General features: G+C 34.2%; 22 protein-coding genes. 13 read left to right on the forward strand and 9 right to left on the reverse strand.

Translation table 11 applies throughout. The features are described from left to right. The first annotated feature begins 41 nt into the window (after nt 1–41). On the forward strand, nt 42–1136 hold the full coding sequence (locus ACPUVN_RS03970) for a cache domain-containing protein (RefSeq protein WP_426370003.1): 1095 nt from the start codon (nt 42–44) through the stop codon (nt 1134–1136). Between the two features lie 225 nt (nt 1137–1361). Then, nucleotides 1362–2042: a methyl-accepting chemotaxis protein gene (locus tag ACPUVN_RS03975; protein WP_426370004.1), complete on the forward strand. Its 681-nt coding sequence runs from the start codon at nt 1362–1364 to the stop codon at nt 2040–2042. A 125-nt stretch (nt 2043–2167) separates the two neighbouring features. Here the strand turns inward: ACPUVN_RS03975 and ACPUVN_RS03980 are convergent, their stop codons facing one another. Next, nucleotides 2168–2701, reverse strand: a complete 534-nt coding sequence (locus tag ACPUVN_RS03980; protein WP_426357903.1) for an NUDIX hydrolase — start codon at nt 2699–2701, stop codon at nt 2168–2170. A 127-nt stretch (nt 2702–2828) separates the two neighbouring features. Further along, complete coding sequence (locus ACPUVN_RS03985; RefSeq protein ID WP_426357902.1) at nt 2829–3722, reverse strand: LysR family transcriptional regulator; 894 nt, start codon at nt 3720–3722, stop codon at nt 2829–2831. A gap of 444 nt (nt 3723–4166) precedes the next feature. On the opposite strand from ACPUVN_RS03985, the gene ACPUVN_RS03990 reads away from it, so the two are divergent. Further along, complete coding sequence (locus ACPUVN_RS03990; protein WP_426357901.1) at nt 4167–4481, forward strand: hypothetical protein; 315 nt, start codon at nt 4167–4169, stop codon at nt 4479–4481. Nucleotides 4482–4520: 39 nt separating this feature from the next. Here ACPUVN_RS03990 and ACPUVN_RS03995 read toward each other — a convergent pair whose 3' ends face one another. Both ACPUVN_RS03995 and ACPUVN_RS04000 read right to left on the reverse strand, forming a co-directional pair. Next, complete coding sequence (locus ACPUVN_RS03995; protein WP_426370005.1) at nt 4521–5747, reverse strand: sensor domain-containing diguanylate cyclase; 1227 nt, start codon at nt 5745–5747, stop codon at nt 4521–4523. Nucleotides 5748–5774: 27 nt separating this feature from the next. Next, nucleotides 5775–5948 carry a hypothetical protein gene (locus tag ACPUVN_RS04000; protein ID WP_426357899.1) on the reverse strand — a complete coding sequence of 58 codons (174 nt, stop codon included), beginning with the start codon at nt 5946–5948 and terminating at the stop codon, nt 5775–5777. 356 nt (nt 5949–6304) lie between these two features. Here ACPUVN_RS04000 and ACPUVN_RS04005 point away from each other — a divergent pair, with 356 nt between their 5' ends. Continuing rightward, entirely contained in the window at nt 6305–7933 is a 1629-nt protein-coding gene (locus tag ACPUVN_RS04005) for a methyl-accepting chemotaxis protein (protein WP_426357898.1), read from the forward strand. Nucleotides 7934–8040: 107 nt separating this feature from the next. Here the strand turns inward: ACPUVN_RS04005 and ACPUVN_RS04010 are convergent, their stop codons facing one another. Further along, nucleotides 8041–8967 (reverse strand): sensor domain-containing diguanylate cyclase, encoded by a 927-nt coding sequence (locus tag ACPUVN_RS04010; protein ID WP_426370006.1) that lies wholly within the window; start codon nt 8965–8967, stop codon nt 8041–8043. 178 nt (nt 8968–9145) lie between these two features. On the opposite strand from ACPUVN_RS04010, the gene tnpA reads away from it, so the two are divergent. After that, nucleotides 9146–9589: an IS200/IS605 family transposase gene (tnpA, locus tag ACPUVN_RS04015; RefSeq protein WP_426357338.1), complete on the forward strand. Its 444-nt coding sequence runs from the start codon at nt 9146–9148 to the stop codon at nt 9587–9589. Between the two features lie 143 nt (nt 9590–9732). Here tnpA and ACPUVN_RS04020 read toward each other — a convergent pair whose 3' ends face one another. Then, a complete protein-coding gene (locus tag ACPUVN_RS04020; protein WP_426357896.1) occupies nt 9733–10254 on the reverse strand; it encodes an NADPH-dependent FMN reductase in 522 nt (173 codons plus the stop codon). 241 nt (nt 10255–10495) lie between these two features. On the opposite strand from ACPUVN_RS04020, the gene ACPUVN_RS04025 reads away from it, so the two are divergent. The 8 genes from ACPUVN_RS04025 to ACPUVN_RS04060 all read left to right on the forward strand — a co-directional run bounded on the left by ACPUVN_RS04025 (nt 10496) and on the right by ACPUVN_RS04060 (nt 18145). Further along, the gene (locus ACPUVN_RS04025) at nt 10496–11392 is read left to right on the forward strand and encodes a LysR family transcriptional regulator (RefSeq protein ID WP_426370007.1); all 897 of its coding nucleotides are present in this window, start codon (nt 10496–10498) and stop codon (nt 11390–11392) included. A gap of 117 nt (nt 11393–11509) precedes the next feature. Further along, a complete protein-coding gene (locus tag ACPUVN_RS04030) occupies nt 11510–11908 on the forward strand; it encodes a hypothetical protein (RefSeq protein ID WP_426357894.1) in 399 nt (132 codons plus the stop codon). A gap of 283 nt (nt 11909–12191) precedes the next feature. After that, the gene (locus ACPUVN_RS04035; RefSeq protein WP_426357893.1) at nt 12192–12728 is read left to right on the forward strand and encodes a sigma-70 family RNA polymerase sigma factor; all 537 of its coding nucleotides are present in this window, start codon (nt 12192–12194) and stop codon (nt 12726–12728) included. Next, entirely contained in the window at nt 12725–13408 is a 684-nt protein-coding gene (locus ACPUVN_RS04040; RefSeq protein ID WP_426370008.1) for an anti-sigma factor, read from the forward strand. Before ACPUVN_RS04035 ends, ACPUVN_RS04040 begins: the two co-directional genes overlap by 4 nt. Before the next feature lie 406 nt (nt 13409–13814). Beyond that, nucleotides 13815–15407 carry a DUF4331 domain-containing protein gene (locus ACPUVN_RS04045; protein ID WP_426357890.1) on the forward strand — a complete coding sequence of 531 codons (1593 nt, stop codon included), beginning with the start codon at nt 13815–13817 and terminating at the stop codon, nt 15405–15407. Nucleotides 15408–15418: 11 nt separating this feature from the next. After that, on the forward strand, nt 15419–15925 hold the full coding sequence (locus ACPUVN_RS04050; protein WP_426357889.1) for an Ig-like domain-containing protein: 507 nt from the start codon (nt 15419–15421) through the stop codon (nt 15923–15925). Nucleotides 15926–15989: 64 nt separating this feature from the next. Beyond that, the gene (locus ACPUVN_RS04055; protein ID WP_426357888.1) at nt 15990–17015 is read left to right on the forward strand and encodes a tetratricopeptide repeat protein; all 1026 of its coding nucleotides are present in this window, start codon (nt 15990–15992) and stop codon (nt 17013–17015) included. Between the two features lie 2 nt (nt 17016–17017). Continuing rightward, nucleotides 17018–18145, forward strand: a complete 1128-nt coding sequence (locus ACPUVN_RS04060; RefSeq protein ID WP_426370009.1) for a HupE/UreJ family protein — start codon at nt 17018–17020, stop codon at nt 18143–18145. Between the two features lie 26 nt (nt 18146–18171). Here the strand turns inward: ACPUVN_RS04060 and ACPUVN_RS04065 are convergent, their stop codons facing one another. From ACPUVN_RS04065 to asd, 3 genes are all read right to left on the reverse strand, one after another. Then, the gene (locus tag ACPUVN_RS04065; RefSeq protein WP_426357886.1) at nt 18172–18525 is read right to left on the reverse strand and encodes a Fis family transcriptional regulator; all 354 of its coding nucleotides are present in this window, start codon (nt 18523–18525) and stop codon (nt 18172–18174) included. A 151-nt stretch (nt 18526–18676) separates the two neighbouring features. Next, on the reverse strand, nt 18677–19297 hold the full coding sequence (locus tag ACPUVN_RS04070; RefSeq protein WP_426357885.1) for a hypothetical protein: 621 nt from the start codon (nt 19295–19297) through the stop codon (nt 18677–18679). Nucleotides 19298–19356: 59 nt separating this feature from the next. Beyond that, on the reverse strand, nt 19357–20244 hold the full coding sequence (gene asd, locus ACPUVN_RS04075; protein WP_426370010.1) for an archaetidylserine decarboxylase: 888 nt from the start codon (nt 20242–20244) through the stop codon (nt 19357–19359).

Consider the following 20244-nt stretch of genomic DNA (forward strand, 5'->3'; position numbering starts at 1 on the left):
AGAATTTTATAGATCAATCAGGCAGCACCACATCAAATAGTTTGCTGCAATATTATCAAAATGATTATAAAGCCATATATGACTATAAAAACGAACAACAAATAGATGTAAGTCAGCTTATAGGTCAGTTATCGCCTGCAGCGATTAATTTTCAAAATCAATATATAGCTGATAACGCGTTCTCTTTAGGCGAAAAAGATAAGTTAGATACGGCTAAAGCAGATAATAGTTATAATCGGACACATGAAAAATACCACCCAACGTTCAGAAAGTTCTTACACGAATTTGAGTTTTACGATATTTTCATAGTAGAACCTGAAGAGGGGAACATTATCTACAGTGTTTATAAAGAATTAGATTATGCAACTTCATTAACAAACGGTCCTTACAAATCCAGTGGTATTGCTGAAGCATTTAAAAATGCGCTTACTTTACAAGAAGGTGAGTTTTACTTAACTGACTTCAAACCTTATATTCCTTCTTACAACAGCTCAGCAAGTTTCATGTCTACACCTATTTATAATAATAATACTTTAATTGGTATACTTATTTATCAAATGCCCATTGAACATGTTAATAATATAATGCTCCAAGAGCGTAATTGGCTCGAATCAGGTTTTGGGGAAAGTGGCGAAATATATCTTGTTGGTTCAGATAATACATTAAGAAGTGATAGTCGTTTTTTCGTTGAAGATAAACAAGGTTATTTAGATCTTCTTAAAAGTAAGAATATTGCTGCCTGGAAAGAAATAGAAAGAAAGAATACAACCATTTCATTACAGCCCGTTAGTACAATAGCGGCTAAAAAAGCATTATCGGGAGTAAGTGATACTGATACCTTCAAAGATTATAGAGGTGTCGATGTTTTTAGTGCTTTTGCACCTATTAATGTTGGTGGATTGAGTTGGGCTATTATTTCTGAGATAGATGTAGAAGAAGCACATAGAGTCGCAAAAAATTTATCAGAACAGATAGTAATACAAGGTCTTGTTATTTTACTCATCTCCTCTGTTGTATCAATTGCTGCAGCAATCGCTATAGCTAATTATTTAATTCGACCTCTAAGTGAACTAGCTGAAAAGGTGAATAAGTTATCTAGTGGTGAAGCTGATTTAACCGTTGTAATCAAAGGATAAAATATTGCTGAGATTGATGAGGTCAGTGATGGGGTTAATCGCTTCATTAAGAAAATACATATATTAGTTTCTGAAATTAAAGCAACAATTGATGTATTCGCAACCAGTGGTATTGAACTGGGTGTAACAACAGAACAAACAAGTATAAACATCAAGAAACAAGGTCATGATACTGAACAAGTAGTTAGTGCTATATCTGACTTTAGTGCATCACTTGATCGCATAATGCAAGAAACTAAATTAGCTTTTGAAGCAACAGAGAATGCTAATAAAATAGCTAACGTTAGTACTGAAAAAGCTGTATCTGCAACCAATGACATGCAAAAACTTTCACAGCAAGTGCAATCTTCTACGCACTCTATTAGAGAGTTACAAGAAAGTGTTGAAGATATAGGCAATGTATTAAGTGTTATCAATTCCATTGCCGATCAAACAAATTTACTTGCTCTTAATGCTGCGATTGAAGCTGCCCGAGCTGGTGAACATGGACGCGGTTTTTCAGTTGTAGCTGATGAAGTAAGAACTCTTGCTTCAAAAACACAAGAAAGTACCATTACTATTCAATCTCAAATTGAAGGATTAACCTCTGCAACGAGTAAAGCTGTGAATTCTATGGAATCAGCTTCTGAAACTGCAGGGCATAGTATTGAAATGGTTGAGTTTGTATCTGCTTCAATATCTGAATTAGGTAGTGTAGTTAAACAGATTGAAACCATGAATCAAAGCATATCAGGCCAAACAGAAACACAATATCATTCAATCGATTTTATCACTAAAAGTATGAGCAGTTTACAGGATGGTTCAGTTGAAATATCTCAAGCTTCTACCAATATAAATTCAGTAGCGGCAGAGTTAGCGACTGTTGCAGAAGGTTTAAGAAGCTTAACGTCTGAGTTCAAGGTTTAGATCAGTATTTTATTTATGTTATATCTAAGTACATCTAATATTTGAATTTTTTAAGACGAGTGATTAACAAGATAAACTCAATAATATAGGTTATTGAGTTTTTTATATGAGAGTATTTACGCTGTTCAAACTGCTCGCTCTGAACACAATATTTCCTTCACAATAAGCTTTAATAAAAAGGTTTCACGTACAATAGATAAACCTTTCTTAGCGCTTTTAGTGAGGGTTTCTTCATTATGTTTAATCGCTTGATGAATGTTCATCCAAACAGGCACCATACCATTGTTTATTTCATAGTCTTCTAAATTTGTAGCGCGTAATTCACTGTCGATATTACAAACAAAACAATAGGATTTCATGTGCACAATATCAAAATCATCTTTGTGCCAAGGTCTAAATTCTTCATATAAACCAAAAGCTTTAATGTTAGTGACATTATGGGCGCCAGTTTCTTCTTGTAGCTCTCTTATTAACCCTTCTTCATGTGTTTCACCATCATCTATACCACCGCCAGGTAAAGTGTAGTCGTGGTATCTTTGAGTGTATAAAAGCAGAATATCTTCACCGTTAAGTACAATAGCGCGAGCTGCGTTACGGATAAAAGTTGAACCAGAAAGATCGTTAAGATCAGGATGAATAGCAGAGGTTAATAATTTCATTAAAGGTACTTATAGGATAAATAAAGAGAAAGCGAAGAAGAGTGTATATTATCGAATATTTTCAGCTAACTTAAAAGCCTGAAACCCTTCAATTATAGCTGAAGGGGTTTATATCATTATTATAAGCTTACTTAATTGTGGAGTGTTTACTGGCAATATCGATAAAACTTTGTATATATTCAATGCTTACATCACTTTCCCTAAGACCAATAAATATTTGCTTAGCAATCCCTTTTTTACCTAACTTAATCGCTTTAATCGGTAATGTTTTTGAATATTCTTCAACCAGCCAAGCAGGAAGTGCTGAAACACCACGTTTACTTGCCACCATTTGCAGCATTATATCGGTTGTTTCAATTCTTTTATGTTTATAAGGACTACATTGCTCAGGCGTTAAAAATTGACTAAAAATATCAAGCCGTTCTGTTTCTACAGGGTAAGTAATTAATATTTCATCATTTAAGTCTTGTGGAACAATAAAGCTTTTATCAGCTAACACATGCTCTTTATGAGTAACTAATACCAGCTCATAATCAAAAACAGGTAGGTAAGTTAAGCCTTTTTTAAACAAAGGGTCGGGTGTTACCAAGGCATCAATATCATGACTAAATAAAGCACCTAAACCACCAAACTGAAAACGTTGTTTAACGTCTAAGTCAACATCTGGCCATTGTTCTAAATAAGGTGAAACTACGGTTAATAACCATTGATAGCAAGGGTGGCATTCCATACCTATTCGCAAAGAACCACGCTTACCTTTAGCTATTTGCTCAATTAAATGTTCAGTATGTTCAAGTTGGGGTAGGGTTCTATTCGCTAACGACAATATATGTTCGCCAGCTTGTGTTAGACGTAAATTACGACCTTCTTTCGACCATATTTTAATACCAAGCTGACCCTCTAGTTTTTTTATTGCATGACTTAAAGCCGATTGAGTTAAAAATAAAGCATTAGCTGCTTCTGTAAGTGTACCTAGTCGGTTTACTTCCCTAATTATAGATAAGTGTGTCCGTTCAATCATCTGAGTTTACTCATTTGTTCATTGGAATTTCTTATACATGAGTTTAATTCATAGAACTGTGTATTTATATTGTTATTTTTCATGATTTAGCTTAACTAGAGCTGAGGTTATTTATTTAAAGATATGTTGAAGTCAGTAATACACATGATTATTTCATACCAAACGGATTAAATTCTCGCCCTTCGAGAGCTCATTAGCAAACTGATAACATCACAAAATTAAAAAAATATAGAATAACTATGTTTAATCAATTTTGCTTGTTCTAAGCTTGCTAATGTAGCTCTAAGTTGCTCAATAAATTAATCCGTTTGGTATTACATAAATTAATTTTAGCAAGTACTGGAGTAATCGGTAGCTTAAATTGTTGGAAATTTTTTTATGAAGTATAAGGTCTAATAAGTAAGAGTCATTGAATATTTCAGATAAGAGTTTCGAGAGGATTATATGTGTAGTTCACCTAAACCAAGAACTAAATCAAAAGGTAAGAAATCAGGCGGTGGAAGTATATTAGCAAATATTTCTCCTGAATCGAGACGCCGATTTTCTGAGCGAGCAAATGCTGCACAAGATCGCAGAGATGAAATCAGATTAGTGCAAAAGCAGAAAGTTTTACAACAACAGGTCGCGAGTAAAAGACACGTAAATATCCAAACCAATAAGACTAAAACGCAAGATAAAAGCTTTAGTTATTGGTTAATTAATGCAAACTTAAAAGAAATATTCGTCTTGTTATTTTTGGGTAAATCGAAAGTCGTATAAGTTCTTTATAAACCTAGTTTACTATTCATGTTATCTGTTTTATTTCTTTATTTTTATACAGTTACGTCCATTATGTTTTACTTCATATAAAGCGTCATCTGCTCTAACGATAAAGCTATTTAACGACTCATCTGGTTGATATACTGTTATCCCTAAGCTAATGGTTACTTTAGGTTCTACAGTGGTTTTTGATAATGTTTCTTGTATGCGCTGAGCTATATTTTTTGCACCATCAAGGGATGTATCAGCAAGCATTATAATAAATTCTTCTCCGCCCCATCGACAAACTGCATCACTTTCTCGAACATGTGATTTACATATTTGTGAAATATACTTGATCACTTTATCACCAGCCAGATGCCTGTAGGTATCATTTACTTTTTTGAAAAAATCTATATCAAGCATCATCAGAGAAAGATGGGTTTGATTTCTTTTACTTTGTTCAATGTTATTTAATATGATGGGCTCAAAGGCTTGTCTATTTAATAAGCCTGATAACTTATCAATACTTGCCATAGTTACTAAGTTTTTCTGGTAATTATTAAAAGCTAAGTGGGCAATAAATAATACCCCTATGGTTACTAATAAACTGAGGAATATATTGATAATAAATGTATTGGTTAGCTCTTCTTCACTGTTGATAGCATCTTGTTCTACAATTAAAAACCAGTCAAACTCTTTAATATAACGACTGTTTAAATAAATCTTCTTACCTGCATGAGTATAGTCAATGGTGTTGGATGTAGTGTTAAGAACGCTTTGGGTAAGCTTTTTGTTTTTTAAGCGGTCTGAAAGTGTAGATGAATGATTAAACTGCCCACCTTTAAGAACTATTTTCCCTTCTTTATCAATAAAGTAAATTGTTCTGTGATATCGATTTTGATAATTAGCTATTAAATTTTCTACCGTGTCGAGAGCAAGCCCAACACCTGTCGCCCCAATAAAGTTATCGTTATAATCATAAACCTTATGGTTAATAAATATCGTAATCTTATTCGCGTTAGACGTATCGTAATCTATAGCTATTTCATACATTTGTGATTCAGGTGTATTCTTTAAAGAGAAGTACCAGCTATCTGCTTTATTCTCTTTTGAAATTTTTTCAATAACACCGTTAGGGTGGTAATAGTTTAGGTTTTTATCACTGGTGAAGTAACTGGTGATCATCTTATATTTTATTTGTATTTCATTTAAATACTTGATGATTTCCCCAGGGCCATCTTTACCCTTTAACTCCCAGTCTCGTACAAAAGTATTTTGTGCCATTAGTCCCGAGATGAAGATAGGTTTAAATCAGTCATTTTGAATTTCAGAGTAGATATTATCACTGGTTAGTGGAAGCGATTCGTCAGAAATGTGTTTGCCAATAGAACTGCTAGCGACTTGATAGCTTAACCAACTTGTAACGAGAAAACCTGATAATAATACAGCTAAAACTATACTAAAGTTTTTTTGGCGTTTGTGCATTTGCATTTCCGTAGCAATTTGAGAGATGCGGATTAAAAAATGCCGCTATTTTTAAAAGTTAATATCTAATTATAAAAAAATTATAATTAAAATAAAGACTGAAAATTATAATTTAAGGGTCTGTATCACTACATTATATTTTTAAGGCGTAATGTTTGTGTATAGGTAAATGCATGAACGTTTTTATAAATAATACTGAAGCCCAAATAAAACCACATTGAACAACTAATTAATGTTCACTCACTATCGTTTAATCTTCAGTAGTAAGCAAGTCTAAAAAGCTATTAAAAATCAAAGCTAATTACAGTTAACCGTATATACTTACTATTCATATTAAAAGTTATAAAGGTTGTGTTATGAAAATGAGTACACGTTTAATCCTTGGTTTTGGATCATTATTATTAATGATGTGTATATTAACTTTTATTGGTATTTCCCAAGTTAATGTCATCGATAGTACATTAACGCAGATGAATGATGTTAATTCAAAAAAACAACGATATGCTATTAATTTTCGTGGCAGTGTTCATGATCGAGCTATTGCATTGAGAGATGTTGTTCTTGTTGAATCTCAACAGGAATTTGATGACATACTAAAACTTATAAAACAGCTTGATGAATTTTATCAAATCTCTGCAAAAGATCTAAGTCGAGACCTATCTAATAATATGGAAATGAACACAAAAGAGAACGACATTTACCATCGAATTCAAACTATTGAAAAACACTCAACAGCTTTACTCGAACAGGTTATTCAAGAAGTTAAAGATCAAAATCCTATAAAAGCCAAAGAAATATTACTGACTAAAGCTAGGCCTGCATTTGTTAAGTGGCTAAGTACTATTAATGAATTTATTGATTACCAAGAAAGCTTAAACGAAACGGCTACTTTGCAAACAAGAACAGTCACTAGTGGATTTCAAAATTGGATGCTCATATTAACGGTCATTGCGTTGGTTGTTGGTTCTGGATTAGCTTTTTTCATTTTACGACGTATAGAAGAATCGGTGGGTGGCGAGCCAAAAGAAGCTGAAGTTATTATTTCTAAAATAGCCAAAGGAGACTTAACTGGCTCTATCACCACTAAATACTCACACAGTATTATGGGTTCTATAAACAGTATGCAAAATACGTTAAAGCAAATAGTTAATAATATCACTCACTCATCGTCTGAATTATTAATAAGAGCTGAAACGGTGACTGAATCGTCGAAAAATTCATTAATACTCGCTGAAAAACAATCTAAATATACATCTTCAGTTGTTTCATCCCTTGAAGATATGAGCCAAAGCATTAATTCCATTGCTGATGTGGTTTATCAAACAGAAAATAACTCAAGAAAAACAGTCGATCTATCTTTATCAGGAAAAGAGTCAGTTATTAATGTTGCTAATGAAATTGAAGATATCGCCAGCACGGTTGCTAATACGGTTGAACAAGTTAATTTATTAGAAGAAAGAGCTAAAGAAATTGGCACCATAGTTAATGTGATTCGCTCTATTTCAGATCAAACTAATTTACTTGCCCTAAATGCTGCTATTGAGGCTGCTAGAGCAGGTGAGGCGGGTAGAGGCTTTGCTGTAGTTGCTGATGAAGTAAGGCAACTTGCTTTACGCACGGGTGAAGCAACAGGTGAAATTGAAAAAATGATTTCGCAAGTGCAAACAAACACGCAAGCTTCAGTGGCGGCAATGGAAACAGCGGTACCTAAAGTAGAAAGAGGTTTAGTATTAACCAAAGAAGCGAGTAAGTTATTGAGCGATATTCAGCAGCAAGCGAATAGTTCATTAGAGAATGTTTTAGAGGTTGTGAAAAATACATCAAACCAAGTTTCAACGATTGAAAGTATTAAAGAAACAGTTTCTGAGTTAGACCATATCGCGAAAGATACTAACGACGCTTTAAAGGGAAGTTTTGAGCAAGCTAACCATTTAGAAAAGCTATCGGTTAAATTAAGTTCAGATGTAGAATTCTTTTCGCTCTAACTTATAAACTTTGAGTTAAATAGAGTTTAGTTGTGAGGTTTTTTTTAATTAACTGCAATCAAGTCGTTTATATTTTATAAAAGTAATCTGCTTGTTCTACAGGTTGATTAAGGCGACTTTTTATTTTTTCTTTTATTAGCAAACATAGCTAGATCAGCTTCGTTGATAAAGCTGTCAATATTATTATGAATAGCTTGATCATATTTGATTAAACCTTTTGAAAATGAAATAGGGTGTGGGAATTTATCTTTGTTGAGGTTGTTTTTTATATTTAATTTTAATCGGGTAATTGCATCCTTAGCGAGTTCTTCAGAGGTATTTGATAGAAAAACAGCAAACTCATCTCCACCTATTCGTGCATAAAAATCTGAGTCTCTGAAGGTTTGTTGCATTTGATTAGCAAAATAAACTAAAACATTATCGCCAGCTGCATGGCCATAAGTATCATTAATCACTTTAAAGTTATCCAAATCAAAATACGCTATGTAACATTGATTGTTTTGCCTAACACTCATCGCAATGGCGTGTTTTGCTAATTCAATAAAGCCACGGCGATTAGATATTTTTGTTAATTCGTCAGATGCTGCCATCTTTAAGGCATTTAGTTCATCTTCTACAATTGATGTTAAATCTTTAAGCGTAAGAATATCTTCATTGGAAAGTGTTCTAGGCTTTAAATCTAAAATACATAGTGTACCTAAACTATATCCATCTCTTGTTTTTAAAGGGTGTCCGGCATAAAACTTAATAAAAGGTTCACCAGCAACTAATGGGTTAGCAACAAAGCGTTCATCTTTCGATGCGTCTTCAATAATAAATGTTTCATCATTTAAAATAGTATGACCACAAAATGAAATATATCTTGGTGTTTCGCTAGCTTCAAGTCCTACTTTAGACTTGAACCATTGTCTGTCTTCATCAATTAAGCTAATAGATGAAATGGGGACATCAAATAAGCGTTTTGCCATTCGGGTAATGCGATCAAAATGCTCTTGTGCAGGAGTGTCTAATATACCAAGACACTTTAAAGCCATAAGTCTTTCTTTTTCATTATCAGGTTTCTTGGGCGGTATCATGAAAACTCTGTACTCACATAATTTGTTTTATATCAGTATAGATGACTTGTTTAATTAGCGAAGCGTAAATCTCGGGGGCTTGCCCCCGTGCTGGATAGTGTATACTGGGGGGACCCCAGTAAATGCTATTCTTCATATGGAACTTCAAAGAAATACACATCATGTCTTTAGATTAATGTATCACTTTGTGTGGATACCAAAGTATCGACACAAAGTCTTCATTGAACCTTATCGTTCAACAATGAAAGCAATTATTCAAAAAGTAGGATATGACTACGATATTGATATCGTAGAGTTAGAAATTCCGAGTGACCATATTCATATGGTTATTAGAGGGATCCCTAAACAGTCGCCAAGCGATGTTATGCAAATAATTAAAAGTATAACTGCTCGTGAGTTTTTTAGAATTTATCCTGAAATTAAAAAGCAGTATTTCTGGGGCGGTAAATTATGGACACAAAGCTTTTTTGTTGAAACGATTGGTAACGCAACAGAAGAAGTTATCAGGAAATATGTTCAAGAACAGTTAATCGAATTAGATGGTAAAGAAATTAATAGCGATCAACTGAACTTGTTTTGAAACTCGGTCGCTTGCGGCCGAGAATTTTATAAAAGTGATGTGAACAAAAGTAAAATATAACTTTGCTTTGTAAAATAGTGTAAACATCAGTTGTTAAGCATTTTTAGTTAACAACTGATTTAGCAGAATTTAAAGTAGAGAAATTAAAGCTTAGCGATAATTGCTTTTAGTTCGTCGTTTAATACTTGGTTTGTTAGTTTTCCTGTCTCACTATCAAAGTTATCATAAAAGCTCGGTACCGATAACGATCCTACAATCTTAGCTGAAAAATATGGACTTGACGTTATCGCTGTATTGAACACTGTGCTTGCGCCTCCAGGACCAGGAGACGTCGCTAAAACAACCATGGCTTTATCTTGATATATCTTTTGGTTAATTCTTGATGTCCAATCAAATAAGTTCTTATAAGCGCTAGTGTAAGTACCATTGTGCTCAGCATATGAAATAATAATAGCGTCAGCTTCTCCAAGCTTTTGGTAAAAGTCTTTGGCTGGCTGAGGTTGTCCTAATTCTTTTTCTTTATCTTCACTAAAAATAGGCATTTCATAATCATTAATATCAATAACCTCTACCTCTGCATTTTCAGCTAAATTTGCCGCATAAGTTGCTAATTTTTTGTTGATAGAATTTTTACTACTACTGGCTGCAAAAGCTAAAATTTTCATTTAAATCTCTCTTCTTATTTAGGAATTAGGTTATTAACACTTTACGTAATCGCTCGAGTATTAATTTAAGTTATCGTGTTTTTAAGTAATTAACGCTATTTATAGTGTTATTTTATATAGTTTCCAATTAATGAGCAATATGCTTTTTATGTAAACATTATTTCCGTATGACTGTTAATTGCAAGGTTACAAAGTTATGCTTGAGTTATAGAGTGTAATAGAAATTTAATGAGAGATAAGCATGATTAAAGACCTAAAATTGTTTGATGGCGTTGTGTTATTTACGCAAGTGGTTAATAGCGGCGGATTTACTGCAGCTTCACTTATTAATGGCCACTCTACGTCATTCATTAGTAAAGAAATTAATAAGCTAGAATCACGTCTGGGTGTGAGGCTGTTAAGTCGTACAACGCGAAAAATAAGTTTAACGCCAGAAGGACAGGCTTTCTTTCAACAATGTGAACAAATGATCATAGATGCGGAGCAAGCTTTAGGGATCATTAATCAAGCCAATATAGAGCCTAAAGGTGTGCTTAAAATTAGTTGTCCTGTTGGTTATGGGATGAGTCACTTGCAGTCGGTTTTAATTGAATACACACGGTTATATCCCGATGTAAAACTTGATCTAGATTTTAACGATCGAAAAGTAGATGTTATTCAAGAAGGCTACGATCTTGCCATCAGAGCAACAAACCAATTAGAAGACTCAACACTTGTATGTAAAAAAATAGCTTCATATAAATCTCATATTATAGCTTCGCATCAATACTTAACGTTAAACGGCACACCTAAAAAACCCGAAGACTTATTAACTCATAAATGTTTGAGCTACAGTAACCTTAAAAATCCTACTAAATGGAAGTTTGAATCGTTAACAGGTGACAGTATTCAAGTGGAAGTACCTGCAACTATTTTATGTAATAACGCTGAAATGGAACTGGCTATGGTATTACAACATAAAGCAATATGTCGTTTACCTGCTTTCTATATGGAAAAAGAGCTGAAAGAAAAACAAGTCGTTGTTTTATTTGAAGACTACAAGCAAACACCTATCAATATTTATGCTTTATATCCCAGCAGAAAACATTTATCACCGAAAGTGAGGAAGTTCTTAGATTTATTAACGAGTGTTCATTAATTTATTTTTACATCTCTCTTATGGTTTTAATGACTATTACCTTGTGTGTCGTTATTTTATCCTCTAATATTTAATCTCTCAATAAGTCTTAAAAATCTATCTTAAAAAGGAAAATTTATGATTAAATTATTTATGTTATGTGTGCTTGTTATAACAAGCTTTACTTCTTTAGCTGAACAGGGGGCTGATAAGCAGCCGAAAGATTCAGTTTTGCTGACTGTTTTCTTAAAACACGATCAAACTAAAATCTTAGATGAAACTCAGGCAATTCTCACAGAACAAGGGTTTTTTGATACATTTCCGCCTAAAGGTGTTTCTGTTGTTAGTTGGTATGTAATGATGGGTATTGGGCAGGTTGTAACTTTAGAAGTCCCTGCGCATCAAGTCCGTGAAGTTAACCTCGCTATAGAAAAAACGGCTTGGAAAGCATTTCATACAGAGTTTTACTCTACTTATAATTTATACCCAGTCTACAAAGAGAAATTAAAAAATAAAGCGAAAGTATCATACGAGTAAATTAGCACTCAATTGAGTAGGACAAAATAACAAACTCTTATTTTGTCTTACTCCCTCTTTCAAATACCTATATCACAAAAATCCCCATAATATTCATCTCCTTGTCTCTGCTCTAGGTTTTTTATCTATATCGGTTGAATGAATGTAATGCTAAAGTTATTAGCGATATATACGTATATCAATTATTTATTCTCTTATGCATTTTTATATTTATTTAAAAACTTTAAAATAAGCTGCATCCAAAAATCCATGTCGAACGTTTATATAAGAAAAAAGGTAAATTATGCAAAGTGATGAATTACTCTCTCTAATTAGTGCGACTGCTCAAGGCGATAAAAAAGCATTTGCACAACTCTATGAGGAGACGAGCAGCAAGTTATTTGCCATTAGCTTAAAAATGTTAACTAACCGAGCTCATGCAGAAGAAGTATTACAGGATGCTTTTGTCAAAATTTGGCATAACGCATCAGAATACAACTCATCAAAAGGTAGTGTTATTTCATGGATGATAAGCATTGTGAGATACCGATGTTTAGATGTGTTGCGTTACAACAAGGTTCGTAAAGAAGAAATTTTATCTAACGATGAAAGTCTTAATACAATAAGTGAAGAGTTTATTGAAGTTGATTACGACTCAGACACTAAGCTTGTTAATTGCATTGAAGAATTAGAGGTGCAACAAAAGCAGGTGATCCATCTTGCCTACTATCGAGGTCTTAGCCATACAGAATTAGTTAATCAAACTAGTATTCCGTTAGGCACAATAAAAAGTTGGATAAGACGTGGACTACAACAGCTACAAAGGTGTTTATCATTATGAAATATAACGATCCCGAACTTGTCGACTTACTCGCTGCACAGTATGTTTTAGGTACGCTTAAAGGACTTACTCGTAAACGTTTTCAGCGATTAATGCTTACTTCTACTATGGCGCGTGAAGCAACTCATACATGGGAAGCTAATCTTAATAGCCTTTCAAGTGCTATTAAGCCTGTGAAGCCTGACGAAAAGGTATGGCAACAGATTTTGCAACGCCTTGAAACGAGAAAAACACCAAGCACTGTGATTAAAACTAAACCAGGATTTTGGCGCCCATGGTCGTTAATTGCAACGGCAGCAAGTTTAGTATTAGCCATAATATTACTGCAACCTGTATCACCTATTGTTGAAAGCACTCAGCAGTTTGCATTAGTAGAGAATGAAGCTAAGCAAGCATTATGGTTTATTGATGTGCGCGAACAAGGTTTGTCGGTTAGAGCAAGTAGTCAGTTAGATGCGATAAGCGGTAAAGATTATGAGCTATGGATGATTGTTAAAGACCAAGAAGCTCCTATTTCTTTAGGGCTACTACCTAAAAATGGTACAATGTTGTTGGCTAGAAATCAGTACTTTGTTGTTGATAATATTAATATATTAGCCGTAAGTTTAGAGCCTTTAGGCGGTTCGCCAAATGGTGCGCCAACAGAAGTATTGTACACAAGTAAACTTGTTACTTTATAAGTAAATATTTGGTCAGAGTATTCGTTGGTTTATTTATTCGTATATTTTTTTGCGGATAAATAAACTAACGCTCAACGTAATTTAGGCAAAAAGTAATAATCTACGCTCTTATAATCCTCACCTTTGTATCTTTAAAATTAGCTTTACCCAAGTAGTTATAAAACCCTCCATATATACCATTGAATATTCCCTTTAAATTTTTCATCTCTCTTAAAATAAATATTAAAAGTATGAGGTTAGTTATGAGGCTTCGTTATTTTTATATTAATGATTTTTTATTTTTAATTTATTCAATAGGTTAGTTGATGGTTTTAATATTAAATAATTAATTTTAATTACTTTGCATCCAATATGAAAACTCGCCCGTTATTACTATTGATACTAATTAAAAATAAAGGGAACACCCATGAAAGCTTTCACTCCTTCGCTTTTAGCGATAGTAATATGTAGTACCTTAGTAAGTGCACCAAGCAAAGCTTCAAGTCACAGAGAAGCTCCAAACATTAGTCGTTTTCCAACATTAGATTCTACAGATTTCTATGCATTTAATAGTTATGAGCAAGGTCGTGGCGAATTCGTAACACTTATTGCTAACTATATTCCATTGCAAGATGCATACGGCGGACCTAATTACTTTGCTATGGACCCAGATGCAACTTATAGCATTCACATCGATAATGATGGTGATGCGATGGAAGATATCACTTTCCAATTTAACTTCACTAGTATGCTACCTAATAACAATCAAGGCGTGCAGTTAACGGTTGGTCCAGATGGTAATCAACGTACCGTTTCTGTACCTCTTAAAAATATTGGTGGTGTTTCTGCTGGAGACGATAGTGCAACTAACTTCAGTGAGAGTTATACCCTTGCTATGGTAAGCGGTCCTCAAGCGACAGGTACTAAAGCAACATTAACTAACTCTTCTTCAACATCAGGCAGCTTTATGAAGCCACTTGATTACATTGGTAACAAAACTTTTACTTCAGAACAAAATTATCAAACGTATGCTGACCAATATGTTTACGACGTAGCATTACCAGGTTGTGAATCTATGGCAAAAGTATTTGTTGGGCAACGTAAAGACCCATTTGTTGTGAACCTAGGTAAAACATTCGATTTAGTTAACTATGTACCTGTTGAAGGTGATAGTGCTCCAGGTGCTGGAGATGCTGGCGGTTTCCCAGGTGGTATTACGCAATCAATGGATAACGATGATTTAGTCGATAAAAACATTACCTCTATCGCTATTGAAGTACCTAAAAGTTGTTTAACAGATGACGGTAACGGTGTTATTGGTTCTTGGACAACAGCAAGTTTGCCACAGGCACGTATTTTGAACCCTGATGCTAGCTTTGCTAATAATGCCGCTAATGGCGGGGCACTTACGCAGGTATCTCGTTTAGGTAACCCATTAGTGAATGAATTGGTTATTGGTATTAAAGATAAAGATGCATTTTCTACATCACATCCGCAAGACGATGGTCAGTTTTTAGATTATGTTTCGCATCCTGCTTTACCAGAATTGTTAAATATTCTATTTAAAGATGCTGTAAATACCACTTTAGGTGCTGAAATTGAAACACTAGCGCCAACTAACTTTCCACGTACTGATTTAATTACAGCATTCTTAACTGGTTTTGCTGGTGTTAATCAACAGGCAACAGTTACACCGTCTGAAATGTTACGTTTAAATACAGGTATTGCTGCTACCGCTCAAGCTGACCAATCAACATTTGGTGTTGTTGGTAACGATTTAGCTGGCTTTCCAAATGGTCGTCGCCCAGGTGATGATGTAGTTGATATCGCATTGCGTGTTGTTATGGGACGTTTATGTCATCCAATTCCTGTTGGTGGCGTTGATACTGACTTAGGCTTATGTGTTCCTGAAGATGCAAGTGTTGGTACTGTTCCGTTTACAGATGGTGCGCCAATTCATGCAACTATGATGGATGCAAGCTTTCCGTATTTAGCTACTCCACTTGCTGGTTCTAAATAAGGAGTATTACTATGCTTAACGTAAACTTAAAACAAAAGCTTAATTATTTAGGGTTATGTATCGCTGTTACTGCATTAAGTGCGTGTAATAGTGATGATAAAAAGCCTGAAGTTAATAAAGCGCCAATAGCTGAAAACGCCACAGTAACAACACAAACTGAAGTTGCTATTACCGACATGCTTATGGCAACAGATCCTAATGGAGATAGTATTACATTTTCATTAGATTCAGCGCCTGCTTTAGGTAGCGTAGTTATTACTGAATCAGGCAGTTATACCTACACACCTAATATAGGTGTTATTGGAGCCGATAGTTTTAGCTTTATTGCTCAAGATCCTTCGAGCGAAACAGCGATAGCGGCAGTAAGTATAACTATTGAAACATTAGATGTTGATTTTATTCAGTTTACTAATGATGCATTTAATCAAAGTACGGATGCTGAACCACTTACCGTTAATGGTAGAGCTTACTTTAACGCTGGTGAAGAAGTTAACTTTGACGACTTGTTAGTTCAATAATTAGAAAATTTTATAAATTGGATTTTTGACCTCATGCCAAGGATGGCTTTTTAGGACAACTGTAATGATAACCAAAACGATTCAAAACTCATTTCTATTCGCTAGTCTTTTATTTTCCCATTATGCTTTGGCAACGGCTTACACACCTAAAGATAATGACATTATTACTGCTTCACATTCATTGCTTAAAGTAGAGTTATCTATTGATGAAATAGAGCAACTTGTTTTAAACAGTCAAAATGTTGGTCAAACCGAACGTTTACAAGGTGCACTTAAAGTTCGTTTAGCAAAATTATATCAACAAGAACCTACGCTAAAAGTTGGCTATTTATATGCGAGAGTATTGCAAAAAGAGCATCAATTTGATGAAGCCATTGCTATCGCCGAAGAAACATTAACGATAAAACCTGCCACAAAAAAACAACAAAGTAATACCCACATGTTACTCTCGAATATGTTGATGATAAAAGGTGAATTCAGCCAAGCTAAACAACATTGTACTGCGCTTATTGGCAGCGTAAGTATTATGACTACATCGACTTGTGTATTAGATATACGTAGCCAAGAAGGGCAGTTAGAACAAAGTTATAATTCACTACTAAAAATAACTCGTAACAAAGAAATAAGTGAATACACATTACAAGTATTAAGTGAGATGGCTTACCGACTTAAACGCTATGATGACGCTTTACTACACCTGAATAATATTCAACTTAATCAATCACCTATAAGTTTAATTGCGCTATGGGCAGATATTCAACTAGCCTTAAATAATCATCAGAAAGTACTTAGTTCGTTAGGTGGTTTATTAAACAATATTGATGATTTAGAAGATTCTTTATTAATAAGATTAGCAATAGCTGAAAAAATTACTCAAAATACTACTTGGCAAACGTTAATTAAAAAGCGAATAGCACTTCGCGAACTAAGACAAGATACTTTTCACGCCAGTGATCTCGCCAAATATTATTTAGAAGTAGAGCCTAATACAAGCAAAGCTATTTATTGGGCTACAATCAATTTAAAACAAGCAAAAATGAGCAGCGACAAGCAATTATTAGTTGAAGCTCAGTTAAAAGGTACGGAGTAGTAATGAATTTTAGTTCTTTCAACACAAGGTCTTTAATAACCACAAGTTTAGTTATGTGTTTATTATTCTTTTTCAGTGTGTCATCTGTGCAAGCTCATCAACTTAGTACGAGCTATCTCAATCTTGAGCACAATAAAGACAATGATCAATACACAGGAAACTGGCAGATACAAATTTCTGATTTAGAACAAATTGTTTCCTTTGATCTTGATGAAGATAAACAAGTCAGTTGGTATGAAATAAAGTCTAAAGCGTCCACCATTAACGAACTTGTTGGTAACAGTATTCAATTAGAACAAGGCACTACTCAGTGTCCGTTAGTGAATATCGGTGATTACAAAGTTGATAATCATTACAACGAAGCTTACTTGGTTATTCCTGTCACTTTTACTTGTACATCAGATACTGAGGTGAGGATCACCTATAGTGCTCTTTTTGATATTGACGATAATCATAAAGCGATTATTAACCTGAACAATGCGAGTCGTGTATTAAGTAAATCTAATCCATCTCAAATTCTTAATCTTGAAAAACCAGATTACTTGACCACCTTTACTCAGTATACCTATCAAGGTGTTTTGCATATTTGGATGGGTATAGACCATGTTTTATTTTTAATTACTTTATTACTAACCTCTGTCTTAATTCGTAACAAAGATAGTTGGCAGGCTAATCCATCTAAACGAGAAATATTCAAGAAAACTGCTTGGATCATTACTGCATTTACGCTGGCGCATTCAATTACGCTAACAGCAACTGCATTAAATCTTATCTCCTTTAGCAGTCGTTGGGTTGAGCTGGGTATTGCATTTTCTGTATTGTTAACCGCATTTAATAATGTGTGGCCACTTATATTACGATTAGGTTGGATCACCTTTGCTTTCGGTTTATTACACGGAATGGGTTTTGCCAGTGTTTTAAGCGAACTCGGTTTATCTGAAGACTTTCAACTATTGAGTATACTGGCATTTAATTTAGGTGTGGAGTTAGGTCAGCTTGCTATTTTAGTAGTAGCTTTACCTTTATTAATTTGGGCTCGAAACTTTAATTGGTATAAGAAGTGGGTGATGCCTTTAGGCTCTTTAGCAATAGCGTCTGTTGCTGTGCAGTGGTGTATTGAACGCTTTTAAAAGAGAATAAGAAACTACTGACTTAGCTAGCTATATTGCTGGCTAAGTCTTTGTTGCCAATTACCTTGATGCGAGGCGTTACAGTTTTCCTCACTGTCAAAAATAATGTGCTGCGTCGGTTTTTTAATAGTGATGCCGAATTTTTCTAAACAATTTACTAACTCTCTACTCATTCTGGTTATATCGTCATTATCTATCGCATTACTCAATTGAACATTGCTTTCAAACACACAAATAATTCGAATACTTTGCGCTATATTAGAAAAGTTTAGGGTATGGGTTAGCCATTCAAACCCATCAACTTCAGGTTTAAATTGCTCACAACATTGGGTAAGGGATTTAATGAGTTCTTTCTCAAATTTTTTATCTTGCTTGTTCATCTTGTTCTTATTAAGGACGTTTTTAATAATAATAGTGCCAAAATAGCAGAACATCAATGACACTTGTCAATGATGTGATTTTATATAAAACAAAAATGTAGAACACTTGGCTCTACATTTTATATTCGATGGAGTTTACTGCTTAAGAATCTTAGTTTGCTTTTGGTGTTTCCTCGTACCAATCTGTCATGTCGTCATACATTTCACCTTTCATTAAATGATAAACAGATTTGTGATAAATTTTTATATCATGAAATGGGTCAGTTAGGATCTTGGTAAACCACACTAAACCTGATTGAACTCCCATTAATTTAAACAAATGCACGGTTCTAAATATTACAGCGACAAAACCGACAATTAACCAAATTATAGCCATGTTATTAATAAAGCTCATTATTTCTGTATGCTCCTGCATCATGCCGAAAAAAGAGGGTTCAAAGAATAAAATAACAGGTACTAGCGCCCAAATAGAAAGTAATACCACTTTACGTTGTAAGTTGTAGCCGACTTTAACGCTTTCTTTATGTTCGTGGCTTGCTTGATTCACTTGGTCGTAGGTTTTTGGCTCAAAAAAGAAGTGACCTGTTTGGCGTAAAGTCATGGCTAATAACCAACCCACTAAAGCCGCTGCAGCAGGGTAGTAAAACACCAAAACATAACTGGCTAAAAAACAACAAGCACTTAATAAATGTAAAAATTGATTGATGCGATTATGATGATAAAAACGGTGATCATCCCAACGTTGTTTTTGCAGTTCGTCATAAAATTTCATAAATATCCTATTTTAATGTCAGAGTTAAAGTAAGTTGTTAAAATATTTTATATTCAGTTCTAATCTTGCTCATTTGATTGTGTGTTATGCCCGCTCATTAACGCTTGTCCCATGTTGACTCGTTGACCATTTTCTATTCCTTCACAAAATTCGTAATTAGCTGTTGCAAATAAAATGATGGTTGAGCCGTGTTGAAAATAGCCCATTTCATCACCTTTTTTAAACCGAGCATTGCAATGAATGTAATTAGGTCCTTTGTATTTGATGTCTAACGGTTTGGGTAAAAAATTGAACTTCATACAAGCCACTAAAATTGCCGCCACAGGCACTAAAGTAATACTGCTATTTGGGTCGTCAGTTTTTAGTTCGATTACGGCTCGTTCGTTTTTGCAAAATAGGTTTTCTACACGTTTTAACGCAACAGGATTTACATTCCATGTATCACCTGAAATGTAATTAACTTTTTGAACCGAGCAAGTTATAGGAGCATGAAAGCGATGATACATGCTGGATTTAAGCCTAAGCGTAATGAACTTTCCGTTACGATGTTTTTTGTTCAAATGAAAGTCAGGTATTAAATCACTAAGCTCATAAGGAAAGCCTTTTGCTTGAAATATCCTTGTGCCTTCGATATTCCCACAAGCCCCAATAATGGCATCACACGGGCTAGTAACTAGGTTTTTATCAGCATCTACAGGGCGTAAGCCTTTTTTTAGTTCACGGGTAAAGCACTCTTGTAAGCTTTTGAATTTTTGCTTTTTCGCATCTTTAAGTTTTAAATCTTCTGAAAATAACTGCCAAAGTGCGATAGACGTTTTAGTGAGTATTGGATTTTCAATTGCGCTATACCATCCCATAAATTGTGTTAACCAACGCCTTGGAATACGGTTGGTTATGAGGAAGTTCAGCTGTTCTTGCTTAGTTAACGTATGAGTAAGTTTTGTCAT

Source organism: Pseudocolwellia antarctica, assembly GCF_049933045.1.
Classification (GTDB): domain Bacteria; phylum Pseudomonadota; class Gammaproteobacteria; order Enterobacterales; family Alteromonadaceae; genus Pseudocolwellia.

Bases quoted from the DNA above. Each gene is read 5' to 3' on its own strand.
- asd (WP_426370010.1), bottom strand. From the start codon at position 20,244: ATGACAAAACTTACTCATACGTTAACTAAGCAAGAACAGCTGAACTTC.
- ACPUVN_RS04065 (WP_426357886.1), bottom strand. From the start codon at position 18,525: ATGAACAAGCAAGATAAAAAATTTGAGAAAGAACTCATTAAATCCCTT.
- ACPUVN_RS04070 (WP_426357885.1), bottom strand. From the start codon at position 19,297: ATGAAATTTTATGACGAACTGCAAAAACAACGTTGGGATGATCACCGT.
- ACPUVN_RS04000 (WP_426357899.1), bottom strand. From the start codon at position 5,948: ATGCACAAACGCCAAAAAAACTTTAGTATAGTTTTAGCTGTATTATTA.
- ACPUVN_RS04020 (WP_426357896.1), bottom strand. From the start codon at position 10,254: ATGAAAATTTTAGCTTTTGCAGCCAGTAGTAGTAAAAATTCTATCAAC.
- ACPUVN_RS03980 (WP_426357903.1), bottom strand. From the start codon at position 2,701: ATGAAATTATTAACCTCTGCTATTCATCCTGATCTTAACGATCTTTCT.
- ACPUVN_RS03985 (WP_426357902.1), bottom strand. From the start codon at position 3,722: ATGATTGAACGGACACACTTATCTATAATTAGGGAAGTAAACCGACTA.
- ACPUVN_RS03990 (WP_426357901.1), top strand. From the start codon at position 4,167: ATGTGTAGTTCACCTAAACCAAGAACTAAATCAAAAGGTAAGAAATCA.
- ACPUVN_RS03975 (WP_426370004.1), top strand. From the start codon at position 1,362: ATGCAAGAAACTAAATTAGCTTTTGAAGCAACAGAGAATGCTAATAAA.
- ACPUVN_RS04050 (WP_426357889.1), top strand. From the start codon at position 15,419: ATGCTTAACGTAAACTTAAAACAAAAGCTTAATTATTTAGGGTTATGT.
- ACPUVN_RS04025 (WP_426370007.1), top strand. From the start codon at position 10,496: ATGATTAAAGACCTAAAATTGTTTGATGGCGTTGTGTTATTTACGCAA.
- tnpA (WP_426357338.1), top strand. From the start codon at position 9,146: ATGGAACTTCAAAGAAATACACATCATGTCTTTAGATTAATGTATCAC.
- ACPUVN_RS04060 (WP_426370009.1), top strand. From the start codon at position 17,018: ATGAATTTTAGTTCTTTCAACACAAGGTCTTTAATAACCACAAGTTTA.
- ACPUVN_RS03995 (WP_426370005.1), bottom strand. From the start codon at position 5,747: ATGGCACAAAATACTTTTGTACGAGACTGGGAGTTAAAGGGTAAAGAT.
- ACPUVN_RS04030 (WP_426357894.1), top strand. From the start codon at position 11,510: ATGATTAAATTATTTATGTTATGTGTGCTTGTTATAACAAGCTTTACT.
- ACPUVN_RS04010 (WP_426370006.1), bottom strand. From the start codon at position 8,967: ATGGCTTTAAAGTGTCTTGGTATATTAGACACTCCTGCACAAGAGCAT.
- ACPUVN_RS04005 (WP_426357898.1), top strand. From the start codon at position 6,305: ATGAAAATGAGTACACGTTTAATCCTTGGTTTTGGATCATTATTATTA.
- ACPUVN_RS04055 (WP_426357888.1), top strand. From the start codon at position 15,990: ATGATAACCAAAACGATTCAAAACTCATTTCTATTCGCTAGTCTTTTA.
- ACPUVN_RS04035 (WP_426357893.1), top strand. From the start codon at position 12,192: ATGCAAAGTGATGAATTACTCTCTCTAATTAGTGCGACTGCTCAAGGC.
- ACPUVN_RS04040 (WP_426370008.1), top strand. From the start codon at position 12,725: ATGAAATATAACGATCCCGAACTTGTCGACTTACTCGCTGCACAGTAT.
- ACPUVN_RS04045 (WP_426357890.1), top strand. From the start codon at position 13,815: ATGAAAGCTTTCACTCCTTCGCTTTTAGCGATAGTAATATGTAGTACC.